Source organism: Moorena producens PAL-8-15-08-1, from assembly GCF_001767235.1.
In the GTDB taxonomy this organism is placed as follows: Bacteria; Cyanobacteriota; Cyanobacteriia; order Cyanobacteriales; family Coleofasciculaceae; genus Moorena; species Moorena producens_A.
On record NZ_CP017599.1, the window covers coordinates 602,501 to 617,047 of the forward strand.

The window sequence follows — 14,547 nt, forward strand, 5'->3', positions numbered from 1 at the left end:
CGTGATTTCGATAGAACTCAGGTGTTGGTAGATTTAAGGAGCTTCGAGCCAGAAGCCATGAGTTATAATCATTGATAAAATCAATTTTTTAAGATAATATAATAAGCTATTTAACGACGTTAAATTCTGTATTATAACCAATAATTATGAATTCTTATCCTGACTCCTGACTACTGTCTCATGGATTGGAGTCAAAACTTCTGAATTTCTGTCATCGAACTCAGGTTAAGATCATATTCATCACACCAATACCGCCAACTACTAGGGAAATAACAGAAATCCCTGACAACATAAGCGCTTACGGTAGGTGATTAACTGCCGATTGTTAATTTCGGGAGTCACTTCAGTAATACTCCGGACTTGGTTAGCGATCGCTGTAGTATCTCCCCAAACTAACGTCTTAGTTGACACTCCCCGTCTATGGGCGAGCAGGGAGTGTCAACTAAGACATTATTGTGTTGGGAGAGGGGTTGCTATGGGACGTCGCTCAATGACCTGGTCGATTAAACCATAGTCCTTAGCCTCAGTCGCTGACATAAAGAAATCCCGCTCGGTATCCTCCTGAATCTTTTCCAGTGGCTGACCGGTATGTTCTGCTAAATAATTGTTTAGCTGCTGCTTGTGGTACAGGATTTCTTTTGCTTGGATTTCTATATCGCTTGCCTGTCCCTGTGCTCCTCCCAGTGGCTGATGAATCATAATCCGGGAGTGAGGCAAGCTCATGCGTTTACCCTTAGCACCAGCACTGAGTAAGAAAGCCCCCATACTAGCTGCTAGTCCAACACAGATAGTGCATACGTCCGGAGCAACTTGATTCATCGTATCGAAAATGCCCATGCCCGCAGTCACTGAACCGCCAGGAGAGTTGATGTACAGGTAAATATCTTTTTCCTGGTCATCGGCTTCTAGAAAGAGTAATTGGGCAACCACTAAGTTAGCTAAGTCAGAATCAACCTGTTGTCCGAGGAATACAATGCGCTCTCGCAACAAACGAGAGTAAATGTCAAAGGCACGTTCGCCACGACCGGATTGCTCGATAACTGTAGGAATCATAAAAAATAAGCGTGAAATTTGCAAACCCCGTGTATGGGCGACTGGGGAGGAAAAACAAAGGAAAAGGGCGGTTAAAACCGTCTTGGAGCTAATGTGGGGAGAACAGATGCAGTTCATACCCGTTCCTGTTAACAGCCTTCATAGCCTATCGAAGCAGAACCTCATGTTTGCCTCGCGGCTTGTTATCGGTAGGTACTATCCTCTCAGAATTTAGAATGCGCGAATTTAGAATGCGCGAATTTAGAATTTTAAATTCTTCATTCTTCAGATGGCACTGTCTTACCCCTTGTAGGACTGTTTAAGGATCTGGTTAATCAGCTTCGGACTGGCATTCCATCCTAAGGTAGGAACTTTCACCCTTGCCGATAACGTAGACTTCCCATAACGTACAGCAGGTCTTAGGCTGGTCAGCTATCTTGCTTGACTAGGCTAGGGAGTGCTGTCTAGGCAAGAGTGGGGGGCTGACCCAAGGTGGCTGCTAGATTGGTTTTTCTTTACATTGTAGCGACTAGCAAACTCTTGCTTTGGTTCTAATCTCGGCTACCCCTAATCTATTAAATTACACAGAATGATTTAGGATCAACCCTTTGCACTGTGCCAGTCACTGAGGCGGAACATATAACTTGGCACTTATATGGTTGCTTAAATAAACTGGTAGAGTTAATTCCCTTCACGGGTGTATCAATTTTTAGAAAGTTCGTATCTCAGTTAACTAGCATCGTTTCCGATTGTTTCACCAAGACTAAATATTAGGAATGAGGAGTGTGGCTCGTGTTTAAGAAAGTTTTTCAGGCGCTTACTATCACAATATTGCTTAACTTACTAGTTAGTATTAGTCCACCAGATCCTCAACAGTCTGATGGTTTACCACAGTTACAGGAAACCCCAAAAGTTTTATCAACTTTACTATAGCACCACCAGACATGATTGATTAGTCATTAGTCATTAAACTTTCGAGGTCTTAATTAGTTCCATCTATGGATGGAACTAAGAAACTTGTAGACTAATGACTCAATCATCCAAGGGCAATCGGAGTGATGGAATAAGTTAATCCCCAGGAAAACCCAATCTAAGTGACATACTCCTACACTAACTCTGCTCTTACAGAGCCGCTCCGCGAACGAGTGAGCGTGTAGGCTTCTTGCCAACTCCACCCAACGGTTCGGATACTCGGCAAGCTTTATTAACGACACGGGATGCCCCTCCGCGCCGGAACAATACAATAAGTTCTATTTTTAAGGAACGTAGGTGTCTGACAAACCAGCATTTTCGGCTTTGTTTATCAGTAAATATATTATAGCAATTTTATAATACCCTGTGCAAAAGAAGCCCCACACCTAATGCTATGCATTAGGTGTGGGGCTTCTTTTGCCGGACAGCTAAAAATATGCACGAAACTGTATTTTACTGGTGTTCGGTATCCGTGGCAGATCCATGCGTTTTAGCGGTGCGACCCGTGGCGAATTTAATTCTTAATAGGTCAAGCGCACCGGGGAGGTTTTTCGCGCTTCGTGTACTAGCATGCGCATTACGCTCGTTATTAAATAGGGCAGTACCGACGAATCCTGCCTGTGCGCTTTCTACACACTTAAACATATTATACACTAAAAGTCCCCCGCTTATGGGCGTTAGCGTAGCGTGGCCAAACGCGCCCCGCGTGGCCTTTTGGCCAAGGCCAGGCTTGAAACCCAAAATTTTGGTCAAATTCCACACCCACCCATTGCCGAGCCATGAAATTTAGTCTTTTAATAGAAAACCTGGGTAATACAGCGTCTTTGTGCCATAGCCTGAATAGCGATACAGAGCTTAACCCTGAAATTACCGGAGTTGCTCCCATCGATAAAGCCACCCCAGGCACTCTCAGTTATATTGAGGGACCCAAGTTTGCCCACATGGTAGAAAAAACCCAGGCGAGTGCCTTAATTTTGTCTCTGGATGAAGGATTACAGGCAAAAGCGACAGAAAGAGGTATTGCTTGGGTAGGGACATCTGAACCGAGATTACTATTTGCTCATGCGATCGCATGTTTCTATCAACCTTTTCAACCAGAACCAGTCATCCACCCCAGTGCAGTGATTGACCCAGATGCTCAGTTAGGAAATGATGTCTATATTGGACCCAACGTCGTAATTTTAGCAGGGGTAAAGATTGGCAATCAGGTTTGTATCCATCCTAATGTAGTAATATATCCTGAAGTAGACATAGGCGATCGCACTGTCTTACATGCCAACTGCACTATTCATGAACGGAGCCACATTGGTAACGATTGTGTAATTCATAGTGGTGCAGTCATTGGTGCTGAAGGGTTTGGCTTTGTGCCAACCCCCCAAGGGTGGTATAAAATGCAACAGTCTGGCTACACGGTCTTAGAAGATGGGGTTGAAGTTGGCTGTAACAGCACTATTGACCGTCCAGCGGTTGGGGAAACTCGGATTGGACGCAACACTAAATTAGATAATTTGGTACATATTGGTCACGGCTCGGAGGTGGGACAAAACTGTGCCTTGGCAGCCCAAGTCGGATTATCTGGAGGAGTCAAAGTGGGTAATCAAGTGCTGCTGGCAGGTCAGGTAGGAATTGCGAATCAAGTGAATGTTGGGGATGGAGCAATTGTGACCGCTAAATCTGGAATCCACAAAGATGTAGAACCCGGAAGTGTAGTGTCTGGCTATCCTGCTATTTCCAACAAACTCTGGCTAAAAATATCTGCCATCTACAATCGGCTTCCAGAAATGTATAAAATCTTGAAGCAACTTGAACGAAACCTTAAATATAAAAAATAAATAACAAAAGTAAAAAAACTGACCAATCTTTGCTGTGCCTTTTGCTCTGATTTCGGAACAGTAAGTAATTAAGCTTACTTGAACAGACCCCTTTCCAAAATATTCATATTTGAGATTAGCTTATGGAGAGATAAAAATCTGAATTTGTCAAGGTTATAGTTAATCGTTTCTTCTCGGAAACTTAATGAATAAATCTCCAAATATAAATAGTTGGTAAAGATTACCTAGATACATTGACTTTTAATGAAACAACCGTGTAAAAATTTACACAATACGTTGATGATTCATTAGACGATCATCAAACTGATCAGATTAATCAGGGTGTTAATACGGTTGGTGCTCATGTCAAAAGTTAATATTGCCTCTGATTTTTCTGGAATCATCGTCGTTTCAACTTTTAGCGTTCTAGAAAAATTAATTTTATGTCCACGTCTCAAATGCCAAAACAGTCCACCTTGAGAAAAGAAATTAACTATCTGGTTGATTCGTCTAGTTTTTCTAGTGCTGAGCAACCAGTTAAACTAGTTAATGGTGGCTTTGAAGAAGGACTCAAAGGGTGGCAAAAGCTAGGACCAGGTGGGATCAAAAGAGCTAGTTTTGGCATTACTCCAACAGAGGGAGAAAAGCAACTTTTACTCAGAACTAGCAATACCGAAGTCACCAGAACAGGTCAGCCAAAAGCCCCATCAGCCTCTAAACTGGAAGAGTTTTTATACCTGTCCACAGGAACTCTCGATTGTATTGCCCAGAAAATTTTAGACACCGTTGGCATATTTGGTACTTCTAGCAAGGTAGTCAGAGGTGCTGCTATCCAACAAATTATTACCCCTGGTCTTGGTGATACCTTAACCTTTGATTGGAATTTTCTCACCAATGAAGACGTGGGAGATCAGGCTATTGTTGCCGACTTCGCTTTCGTTTGCCTTAGTTCTCCCAAGTCCCAAATTGTATATGAATTAGCTAACCCCATCCTAGGAGTTTTTAGTCAAGCACCGAACAACTTTTACCACCAAACCGGATTTAAAACATTTACTCATACCTTCACTACACCTGGAACCTACAGCCTAGGCTTTGGTGTTGTGAATGAATTGAGTAATCAAACTCAGTCTGGACTAATCATTGACAATGTTCAGCTAACCAGCGCTACTGTTGATGATCCGGCTTCAGTACTCAGTCTGCTTTCAGTAGCCTCCTTTAAGCAAGCTTAAATAGGACTTAGGCACTCAAGCTATATGTAGAGCTATATCTAGAAATGAGTTGATTTGGTTAAACTCTATCTATAGATATTAGACCAGAGATATTAGACCAGAGATTAGACCAGAGATTAGACCTCCTCAGGGCATCAATCTTGTTAAAGCTTAATCCTTAGTGGGAAATCAACCCACCAAGGAGTAGAAATTAACTCATCCAGGCTAGCCAGTACTTCGGTGCTATGAATTGCTGGTCTTACACCAAGGAATATTTTCCGTAGAATTCCTTCTGGATCAATGATATAGGTATGGCGTAGGGACATAATACCTAACCAAGAACCATAAGCCTTGCTGACAGAGCCATCGGTGTCAGCTAAAAGTGGGAACTGTAAACCCTCTGAGTCACAAAACTCGGCGTGAGAATCGACATCATCCACGCTCACCCCTAGGATCTGCACATTTCTCTTTATGTATTTGGGCAAATCTTGCTGAAATCGCTGAGCTTCCAAGGTGCAACCACTAGTAAAGTCTTTGGGATAGAAATAAAGTACAACCCAATGACCTTGATAATCCGAGAGGGACACCTGACCCTTACCAGTATTAGTTGGTAGGGTGAACTCGGGTGCGGGTTTATTGAGAGGAAGTTGTTTGCCACCGAGAGCATGGGCAGGGTTGGGAAAATTTATCCAAGCTAGCAAAACGATAAAGCTAGCCAACAGACTGCTGAGAAATGCGCGACGAGAGATCATGATGAAAACAGGAAATTATGCTTCACATAAGTTTACATCATTGATGAACTAAGACTTTATACACAATTCATCCCGGTTGGCTATGCAGATAATTGACATTTAGCCAAGAATTTGTTACATTTTTTAATATAAACGGGCTACACAGAGTAAATTAGCGGAGCAAAGAACAATGTCCAATCAAGAGTCTAACGAAGCCAAGTTCGGTTTCACCTCTAAAGCAGAAAACTTAAATGGTCGTCTAGCTATGATCGGTTTCATCGCTGCTTTAGTCACAGAATATATTACTGGTCAAGGTGTACTACACTTTTTGGGCTTAATGTAGTTCCCAATAGTTAGTTAAATTTGTCAATCTCAATAAATAGCTGGAGTTCTAGTGTTGAACTCCAGCTTTCTTATGTGTTTTTAGCTGATTCCATAGTTTGTTCTACGGAATGTCAGCTAAAATACCAAAACGGTGCGACCCGGTAATTTAATTCTTCAAAGGGAAAGCGCACCGGAACTGATTTCTGGATAGGAATTGGGGTAAGGAATGTGATACAATGCCTGTTTGAATACTTATCATGTTTGGTTGATAGCCAAGTGAAAATTGAAAATTAAAAGTTGTTAGGTGTCAATTGACAATTAACATGCATGGCACCAACCGTATTATATGTGATTAACCAGACTTCATAGTGACTCCCTATTCCCCACCCAGTAGATACAGCGATAACAGAAAACCCTGATTGCTATCAAGCAGCAGGGTTTTCTATCGGATATATTCCTTGAGAATGCTATTGCGATTTGGATGGCGTAGTTTGCGAAGGGCTTTAGCTTCAATTTGTCGAATCCGTTCCCGCGTCACGTTAAAGATTTGGCCAATTTCTTCCAAAGTCTTCATCCGTCCATCATCTAATCCATAGCGTAGACGCAGTACGTCACGTTCCCGGGGACTAAGGGTATCAAGGACACTTTCTAGATCTTCCCGGAGTAGATTTTTGGAAACCTGATCTTCTGGGGTTTCACCATCGGCTTCAATAAAGTCTCCCAAGCGAGAGTCTTCTTCTTTACCAATAGGTGTTTCTAAGGAGATGGGAAGTTGAGCTGATTTGGCAATGAATCGCAACTTCTCGATGGTCATTTCCATCCGATCTGCAATTTCCTCTTCTGTGGGCTTGCGACCCATTTCTTGAGAAAGGAGTTTAGTAGTTTTCTTGATCCGCGAGATGGTTTCATAAAGGTGAACGGGTAAGCGGATAGTCCGGGACTGGTCAGCAATAGCACGAGTAATAGCTTGACGAATCCACCAGGTAGCATAGGTGGAAAACTTGTAGCCTTTTTCGTGGTCAAATTTTTCCGCAGCCCGGATTAAACCTAGAGAACCTTCTTGAATCAAGTCTTGGAATGAGAGTCCTCGATTCATGTATTTTTTGGCGATGGAAACCACCAAACGGAGGTTAGACTGCACCATTTTTTCCTTAGCCCGCCGACCGACGTGTAAGCGGTAACGGAAAGCTGGCAGCTCCATATCGACCTCTGTTGCCCATTCCCGATCTCCAGGTTCCCGCTCTAACTCATCAGACAAGCGCTCCCGCACTCGTTCTAATTCCAATAAATCAGCAATTTTACGGGCTAATTCAATTTCTTCATCAGCTCTGAGTAGACGAATCCTGCCAATTTCCTGCAAATAGAGGCGAATTGAATCTTCTGTATAGTGCTTCTTTTTGCTTTGGGTTCGGCGACGGTTAGATCGCCCCTTACCAGGCTTAGTATTCTCCTCATCCGGTTGAGCGTCCACCAAATCATCTCGGTTCACGTCATCCTCAATCAAGACTTCTAAATCGCTCTGAGGTTGAGCGATTGTTGCGAGTAATTCATTTGCCTGGGTCATGTTTTTTCCTCATGCTCCTTCAGTTTCAGACCAGTAGATGATGTCCGTTGATCTACTTAAGATAGCTTAGTCAGTGAGAACCTTGTTTGTTGCACCCTATGGTGGGTCGAATCGCTTCAGCCGTAGGAATTAGATCGACTCTATTTCCTTGGACTTAACTTGCAGTGAATCTACTATCCATTTAAGTGTTAATACTGAATTTTGGGAAGACTTTTTGATTGTAGCCTTATTTACAAAATTTTGCTCTAGTGTTTATCTGAAAAATTTAGCTTATTTATCTGGTCAAAAGCTTTGAGAAAGTGTAGCAATAAGTACCCACTTTCCCTTATGCCTAGAATATAGTCACTATTTTAGTACTAATGTTCTATAAAACCCGACAGACAGACAGTTGGACTTCACTACGTTAATTAACTTGTCCTGTATGATAACCATTGACAAGCTCTGGGTCTAGGTAATGATTATTTTGCATTACTCTTGTAACACATAAACCTAACCAATGTAGTAAGACCCTAAGTGAAAGTACTGCCAAGTCAGTTCATTTAACCAGCTCCTAATTCCCTATTCCTGCGTAAGAGAATGGTGAACCAGGGCATCGGAAATACTCCAGAGAAAGACGATCTCAACATTGGGTAGGGGAAGCAACTCTCCTCGTCCGATAGAGCTAGTGGTTGATCATTATTTTAATTTCTAATTTCAATTTTTACGTTTTGCTCATTCTTTTTAAAATTTATCAGATTAGCTGAGCACTACATATAGCGTCAAGCTCGATATTATACTCTATATGAAGTATATACATTAGGGAATTGAACCCGAGTAGTTCACTACAGGAGTTCCGGAGATGGAAAACCGGAAGCGTCTAGCAAAGCAGTTTTTCTAGGAGTTTACGGTGCAGTGAGCGAGAAAACCGTAAGTCAATTAACATGCACTACTAATTTTCCTGCCATAGCTGGTTAATACTAACAAAGTTGTAACCTTGGTGCAATAGCTGAGGAATTAACTCAGCCGTAGTTTCAACCACATCTTGTCCTCCATAATAACCATCATGTAAGACGATCAGGGAACCGTTTTGAACCTGCTTTAGGACTCGCTCCACGATTATACTGACACCAGGACGTTTCCAGTCTTCTGGGACAACACTCCACATTACTGATCTATAGTTCCACTGGTGCAGTATATTCAAGGTTCGGGGCGTAAATAATCCGTTAGGGGGACGAACATCTTTTACCTTGTCTGGGTGAATCTGACAAGCTTGAGCGATCGCGTCTTGGGTAAGGAGCAAACTCTGCTTAAGGGCATCGCGTTTTAGAAAGGGAAAAGACTGATGGTAATATCCATGGAGTCCCAACCAGTGACCTTGTTGGTAAACATCTCTGGCGACACTGGGGGCTTGGTTTACGCAAACGCCCAACCAGAAAAAACTGGCTCTGACTTGGTAGCGGTCTAAGACTTGCAGTAACTTGGGAGTGTAGTGTGGATGGGGTCCATCATCGAAGGTCAGTGCGATCGCTGGTGAATCCGTTGCTCCTGACCACAGGCAATTGGGAAAGGCAGGTTTGAGAATTTGGTACAGAATAGGGTATAGCGGAGCAAATTGCATTTAGTCGTAAGTTTGGATGGGGTGGAGTGAATTTGACTAGTTTCCATGTCCTACTTGATCGCATGTTGCGGCGTCGCCAGATTATCTTGATGTTGATCGGCTTTTGTGTAGCAGTAGTGCTTAGCAGTTGTAACACTGTGATTATTACTGAGTATGAAGCTACAGCACTTACCACCTTAACCTGGCGAGTTGAGTATTCTATTAATTCAACAACTGATAGAGATCCCGATGTTGAGGAGTTTGCTTCCAAGTCCGTAGTCAACCGCAATGGTGAGAAACCAGAAGGTGCTGTAACAGGACCTGATGACAAGGGGTTATGGTGGCCAGTTGTCCCACCAAAACCAACTATTGATGAGGTAGAACAGCGTCAGCCACTTCATCATAAGCCTAGCAAGCCAGAGCTGTTGCGTACAGTTAAATACAATATCACCTATAAAGAGGGGGCACAGACAGTTACACTACCTACTAACTATGACGTTTACCGGCAAGTTGCTAGAGCCTATCCTTACCGGAAACCTCTAAGGCTTACCCTGGGAATCAATGATGCTTCGGTGGAAAAAGCTGATACTAAATGATCTCAAGCCCTCCCTTGCGTGTGCGCGATGGTGGGGTGTATGGCATCAATTCTTAGTTCAATTCACCCCATCACTCGTGATTAATTGACTCTGACATTAATCACACTGGCGTTGAAGTTATAATCTCTACCTTCTAACTCTACCGGAGTACCAATTTTAATCTTGCTATTGCCTAGGACTACTCCATCTTTGGTGATTGTTGCTTTACCACCTAAGGTGAGTAACATATTAATCCCATAAAAGCTAGGTCTGGGATCTGGTAGTTCTTTGATAGAGCCATCTGGTTGTGGCACCAGGACACTTCTACGCAGAATTTTGACGGATTTGACGTCAACCTGACCATAGGGTTGCTTACGAATCACAATATTAGTCTTCTTGGTCTCCTCCAACTGATTAACCAACACCTCTGGTTCAAGCAAGCTTAACCCCCGGACAATAACATCTACTTCTACCGGTTTGGTGCTATTGAGTTGGGCAACGGAACCAGAGTCACCAGGAAAGAAGAAAATTCCTACAACTACCAACAAAATCACCAAGGCAGCACCGAAGTCGATAATGCTCACCTTGCCAAACAAACGTCCTTTAGAATCCAAAATAGCCATATTGGTTAGGTGTTTTTGTGCAAATTGTATAGTGTAAAGATAACTCCTTAAGGTTCGCTGGCTCTAGGTTGAATGGCTAAGGGGGTTCTAACCTAGTTATAAAGCGCTCCTCTTAAAGCAGGTCGGCTGTAAACTGCTTTTGATGTACCTAATACCTCATAACTAATACCTATAATTAAAGTTATCCATAACTGGTGAGTGAGAATAACAAACACCAGGTTCGTCTGTGGAACATATTACCCTATTTGGGGTTCAACCATAACGAGGAATGCTACTGGTCAGTAATTATGGCAGACAACTCCTAGTAGAGAGTTGACTTATGATGTTAAAGACAAGGCTCCTCTACAGCAAGCCATGGCTGCAAACCCTTTTTCCACTGGAACAAGGGATAATAGCTAAAATAATCTCTTTTCGATTTAATAATTCATAATTTTGCTATGTTCAGCAATATATTATCGATTTACTCCCGTTATCGACGTCATTTGTTGTATCCGTTAATCAGCATCCTTCTATCCCTGACTCTGGTGGTGGGAACAGCCCAGATCGCCCAAGGGGTTCCCTGGTTAGAGCTGCTATTGCGTGGTATTCAGATTATCCAGTTATCTAATATGTCTGATCAACAGGAAGTCCAAATTGGTCAGCAAATTAATCAGCAACTTGTTGGCAAGCAATTTAAGCTCTATCGCAATCGGGAAATTAATCGCTATGTTGATCAAATTGGTCAGCGACTAGCTAAAAGGAGCGAACGCCCAAATATTAACTATACATTTCAGGTGGTTGATGATGGTAATATTAATGCCTTCGCTACCATGGGAGGATTTGTTTATATTAACACGGGTTTAATCGCAGCAGCAGACAATGAAGCTCAACTGGCAAGTGTGATGGCTCATGAGATTGGTCATATTGTAGGTCGTCATAGTATCCAGCAAATTAAGCAAGCCGCGATCGCTAGAGGTTTAGCAGAAGCGGCTGGAGTTGATAGCAACACGATGGTTAATCTGGGTGTGGAATTAGCACTACGTCGTCCCAACAGTCGTCAGCATGAATTTGAAGCTGATGAACTAGGTATCAAGAACTTAAAACAAGCAGGCTATGCTCCGATAGGATCAGTAGACTTTATGAAAAAACTCCTCAAGCAAAGAGGCTTTATTCCAGGGTTTTTGAGTACTCATCCGTCAACAGCAGACCGAATTGATTCCTTGGAGCAGTCTATCGATTCAAATCGTGCCTATGTTGGTGATGGATTAAACAATCGGGCTTACAAAAACAAAACTCGTGCAGTCGTCCGCAACCAGAAAAAAGCTGCCCTCAAAAGGACAACAGGTCGTGGAGGGCGAGTGCTCAGATAAGCACAGCTAGCTCAAGAGCAGAAAGCTTGCTCAATAGTCTTTTTGTTAACCTATATCACCGTTAAGAGGTACTCAACACTTGACGTCGGCATATTTTACTAGGCTCTATCTTGGTCACGGCTTCTTCCAAGGGGAATTGGCGAACATAACCCCGAAAGACGTTAACTTGATAAACAAGATTATTGGTAATGTCTAGACCCGTCATCCAACCACTTTTGGGATGATAAGCACCAGTGTCTATATCTAGCCAACCACAACCTTGGGCTATGGTACCGGGAGCCACTCCTGGTAAGGTAAAAGTCATGGTGTGACCCGTGATGATCAGCTTGTCGAGAAAGTAAGGTTCACGCATGCTGTGAAATTCATCCCGAATCCAACAAAATTGCTCAACGGTTTGCTCCTCGATGGTCATGCGAGGATTAACCCCGGCATGAACTAGCCAGGTATCTCCTAAATCAATGTAGGTTGGCAGTGTTTTTATCCAATCTAGATGATCTTGAGAGACTTTTCCGCCATAGCTGTTGATAGTAGTTTCACCACCACTATAGAGCCAGGCTTGTCGTGTTGAGTTAGGTACTGAATTGTTACCGATAATTTCTAGTAACATCAGCTCATGATTACCTAATAAACAGGGGTGAGCGTTTTGCTTGACAAATTCCACAACCTGAGAACTCATCGGTCCTCGATCAATCAAGTCTCCGAGAAAATAAACGGTGTCGTCACTAGTGGGTGCGATCGCATCCAATAAGGCCATAAGAGGATTATAGTGACCATGAACGTCACCGATAACAATACGACGGTGGGTCATTACTTTACTTATCCAAATTTAATTGCGTTAAATATCAGGTAGACCCCTTCATATAAAATTTAAGGTTAATGGCTTTAGGCATCAGAGTTCTAGGTTAAATGGCTAAGCGGTTTATGACCAGCGTATGAAGCACCCCTCCTCAAGCACAGAGGCTATCAACTGCTTTTGTTGTACCTAATACCTAATACCATGAGCCTCATACCTATTTATAGATTGATGCACCGATTCTTTCAGAGTGGTCTTCCTTTTAAGAGATTTGCTATTCCTGAATAGAGTCGTTAAGTGTAATAGTTTGAGGAATAGGCTCAAGTAGTTAGTTTAACTTGTCTTCTAAGTATCTATGTGTAGTATCTATGTAAATTTATCATGAACTACCCGGATTGGCTACGGGTAAGTCGGGGTTTCCGACACAACTTGTTGCTACAAAATTGGGTCTTGAACCCAGTTTTTGACAGGATTACACCTGCCCCTTAACAAGACGGGTATTGACACAATTCAGTTAAAATTAATAGCATCGCCTACCGATACCAAAGCCTGTATGCAATGAACCAGGCAACTACTTTGATGTGAGCAAAAAGCGTGTCTTCTTCTGGTCTGCCTTTGATTAATACCCTCAAACAACCTACTAGCCAGGCTTGGATCGAGCAAGCCCTTGCAAACCTTGATGTTATTTTACTTGACCATTCCCATTGTGAACGTAAAGCGGCTGGAGTAGCACTGAATTTAATGTTTCGCTACCCATCCTACAGTAAACTGGTGCGTCAGCTGACAGTCATTGCCCGTGAGGAACTAGAACATTTCGAGCAAGTTAACCAGTGGCTAGAAAGACGTAGCATTCCCTTAGGTCCCCTTTCTTCACCACCCTATGGAGCTGGATTGAAAGCTCAGATTCGCCGAAAGGAACCAGAACGGTTGTTGGATTCTTTACTAGTTGCTGGACTGATCGAGGCTCGTTCTCACGAACGTTTGGGATTACTAGCAACTCACTGTTGTGATCCATCTTTAGCAAAATTTTATCGTAGCTTGATGGCATCTGAGGCTCGTCACTATGGTGTTTACTGGGTACTGGCTGATACCTATTTTGAGCGAGTACTGGTAGCTCAGCGGTTAGATGAGTTAGCAGTTAAAGAAAGTGAGTTGCTGGTTACCCTTTACCCAGAACCAAGAATTCACAGTTAGCAGCCAGTCTCCTCAAAGAACCAGCCAAACTATACCAGAGCAGTGGGTATCAACCAGAAACTGGTGTGGAAACCAATAGGTGCGTTCCCGTAGCGGCGACCTAGGAGCATCGCGTAATGCTTAAGTCATTGGTTTGCGCTTGATCAAAAATGCTCTCAAGCCAGCTGCCTGAGCACCTTGATAGTCTTGTTGAAAACTATCACCAATATGAAAAGCCTCCTGAGCACTACAGTGATGTTTTTGTAAAGCAGCAGCAAAAATCTGTGGATCAGGCTTGGCAAAGCCAGTTTGGGTCGAAATTGTGATGGAGGAGAAAAATTCTTCTAATTTTAGGGCTTTTAAGACAAGATGAAGACGGGAATCAAAATTTGATACCACACCCAACTCAATACCAATATGCTGCCATGCTTTCAGAGCTGGGATAACATCCGGATAAATTAACCAAGGTTGACCAGTGGCAAAGTGGGCATAGAGTTCGTCAAAAAAATCAATGAAATCGGTGAACTGGTCAAGTACACCAACTTGTTCAAAGGTGCGGGAGGCAATCACCCACCACCATTCAAATTCTCGCTGGGGAATTTCTTCAGGATCTGTTTCTGGAAAAACCGCTGGTTCTGCTGAGGCGAAGGCTTTGACAAAGGCTTTGTCCAAAGCTGAAGCAGGTACTGTAACCCCAAATTGATTAGCGATCGCACTATAAACTGCTCCTACACTCCCTTGAACACCAAATAGAGTACCGACAGCATCTAGAAAAATTACTCGCGGTTTTTCCATGGTTAATGGTTAATTGTTAAT

Annotated in this window: 15 protein-coding genes; 7 read left to right on the forward strand and 8 right to left on the reverse strand. The window is 42.8% G+C overall.

Translation table 11 applies throughout. The annotated features are described in order from the left end of the window. Positions 1 to 261 precede the first annotated feature (261 nt). Positions 262 to 411 (reverse strand): hypothetical protein, encoded by a 150-nt coding sequence (locus BJP34_RS42105; RefSeq protein WP_158516951.1) that lies wholly within the window; start codon positions 409 to 411, stop codon positions 262 to 264. A gap of 39 nt (positions 412 to 450) precedes the next feature. Further along, the gene (gene clpP / locus BJP34_RS02475) at positions 451 to 1,053 is read right to left on the reverse strand and encodes an ATP-dependent Clp endopeptidase proteolytic subunit ClpP (protein ID WP_070390968.1); all 603 of its coding nucleotides are present in this window, start codon (positions 1,051 to 1,053) and stop codon (positions 451 to 453) included. A 771-nt stretch (positions 1,054 to 1,824) separates the two neighbouring features. Here clpP and BJP34_RS42110 point away from each other — a divergent pair. The 3 genes from BJP34_RS42110 to BJP34_RS02490 all read left to right on the forward strand — a co-directional run bounded on the left by BJP34_RS42110 (position 1,825) and on the right by BJP34_RS02490 (position 5,044). Next, the gene (locus BJP34_RS42110) at positions 1,825 to 1,965 is read left to right on the forward strand and encodes a hypothetical protein (protein WP_158069363.1); all 141 of its coding nucleotides are present in this window, start codon (positions 1,825 to 1,827) and stop codon (positions 1,963 to 1,965) included. A gap of 818 nt (positions 1,966 to 2,783) precedes the next feature. Further along, the gene (gene lpxD / locus BJP34_RS02485; protein ID WP_070390970.1) at positions 2,784 to 3,836 is read left to right on the forward strand and encodes a UDP-3-O-(3-hydroxymyristoyl)glucosamine N-acyltransferase; all 1,053 of its coding nucleotides are present in this window, start codon (positions 2,784 to 2,786) and stop codon (positions 3,834 to 3,836) included. 422 nt (positions 3,837 to 4,258) lie between these two features. Continuing rightward, a complete protein-coding gene (locus BJP34_RS02490) occupies positions 4,259 to 5,044 on the forward strand; it encodes a hypothetical protein (RefSeq protein WP_149030749.1) in 786 nt (261 codons plus the stop codon). 143 nt (positions 5,045 to 5,187) lie between these two features. On the opposite strand, the gene BJP34_RS02495 is transcribed toward BJP34_RS02490, so the two are convergent. Beyond that, positions 5,188 to 5,775: a peroxiredoxin gene (locus tag BJP34_RS02495; protein ID WP_070390972.1), complete on the reverse strand. Its 588-nt coding sequence runs from the start codon at positions 5,773 to 5,775 to the stop codon at positions 5,188 to 5,190. A 169-nt stretch (positions 5,776 to 5,944) separates the two neighbouring features. On the opposite strand from BJP34_RS02495, the gene BJP34_RS02500 reads away from it, so the two are divergent. Continuing rightward, complete coding sequence (locus BJP34_RS02500; RefSeq protein ID WP_070390973.1) at positions 5,945 to 6,097, forward strand: chlorophyll a/b-binding protein; 153 nt, start codon at positions 5,945 to 5,947, stop codon at positions 6,095 to 6,097. Between the two features lie 423 nt (positions 6,098 to 6,520). Here BJP34_RS02500 and rpoD read toward each other — a convergent pair whose 3' ends face one another. Continuing rightward, positions 6,521 to 7,642, reverse strand: coding sequence for an RNA polymerase sigma factor RpoD (gene rpoD, locus BJP34_RS02505; RefSeq protein WP_070390974.1), 1,122 nt, complete (start codon positions 7,640 to 7,642; stop codon positions 6,521 to 6,523). Between the two features lie 928 nt (positions 7,643 to 8,570). Then, complete coding sequence (locus BJP34_RS02510) at positions 8,571 to 9,239, reverse strand: polysaccharide deacetylase family protein (protein ID WP_070390975.1); 669 nt, start codon at positions 9,237 to 9,239, stop codon at positions 8,571 to 8,573. Between the two features lie 26 nt (positions 9,240 to 9,265). Here BJP34_RS02510 and BJP34_RS02515 point away from each other — a divergent pair, with 26 nt between their 5' ends. After that, the gene (locus BJP34_RS02515; protein ID WP_149030750.1) at positions 9,266 to 9,814 is read left to right on the forward strand and encodes a hypothetical protein; all 549 of its coding nucleotides are present in this window, start codon (positions 9,266 to 9,268) and stop codon (positions 9,812 to 9,814) included. Positions 9,815 to 9,894: 80 nt separating this feature from the next. Here the strand turns inward: BJP34_RS02515 and BJP34_RS02520 are convergent, their stop codons facing one another. After that, the gene (locus BJP34_RS02520; RefSeq protein WP_070390976.1) at positions 9,895 to 10,416 is read right to left on the reverse strand and encodes a DUF4330 domain-containing protein; all 522 of its coding nucleotides are present in this window, start codon (positions 10,414 to 10,416) and stop codon (positions 9,895 to 9,897) included. A 437-nt stretch (positions 10,417 to 10,853) separates the two neighbouring features. On the opposite strand from BJP34_RS02520, the gene BJP34_RS02525 reads away from it, so the two are divergent. After that, positions 10,854 to 11,765, forward strand: a complete 912-nt coding sequence (locus BJP34_RS02525) for a M48 family metallopeptidase (protein ID WP_070390977.1) — start codon at positions 10,854 to 10,856, stop codon at positions 11,763 to 11,765. A 61-nt stretch (positions 11,766 to 11,826) separates the two neighbouring features. Here the strand turns inward: BJP34_RS02525 and BJP34_RS02530 are convergent, their stop codons facing one another. Beyond that, a complete protein-coding gene (locus BJP34_RS02530; protein WP_070390978.1) occupies positions 11,827 to 12,573 on the reverse strand; it encodes a metallophosphoesterase family protein in 747 nt (248 codons plus the stop codon). 579 nt (positions 12,574 to 13,152) lie between these two features. On the opposite strand from BJP34_RS02530, the gene BJP34_RS02535 reads away from it, so the two are divergent. After that, the gene (locus BJP34_RS02535) at positions 13,153 to 13,752 is read left to right on the forward strand and encodes a tRNA-(ms[2]io[6]A)-hydroxylase (protein WP_070390979.1); all 600 of its coding nucleotides are present in this window, start codon (positions 13,153 to 13,155) and stop codon (positions 13,750 to 13,752) included. A 120-nt stretch (positions 13,753 to 13,872) separates the two neighbouring features. On the opposite strand, the gene BJP34_RS02540 is transcribed toward BJP34_RS02535, so the two are convergent. Beyond that, the gene (locus BJP34_RS02540; RefSeq protein ID WP_070390980.1) at positions 13,873 to 14,526 is read right to left on the reverse strand and encodes an HAD-IA family hydrolase; all 654 of its coding nucleotides are present in this window, start codon (positions 14,524 to 14,526) and stop codon (positions 13,873 to 13,875) included. Positions 14,527 to 14,547 lie beyond the last annotated feature (21 nt).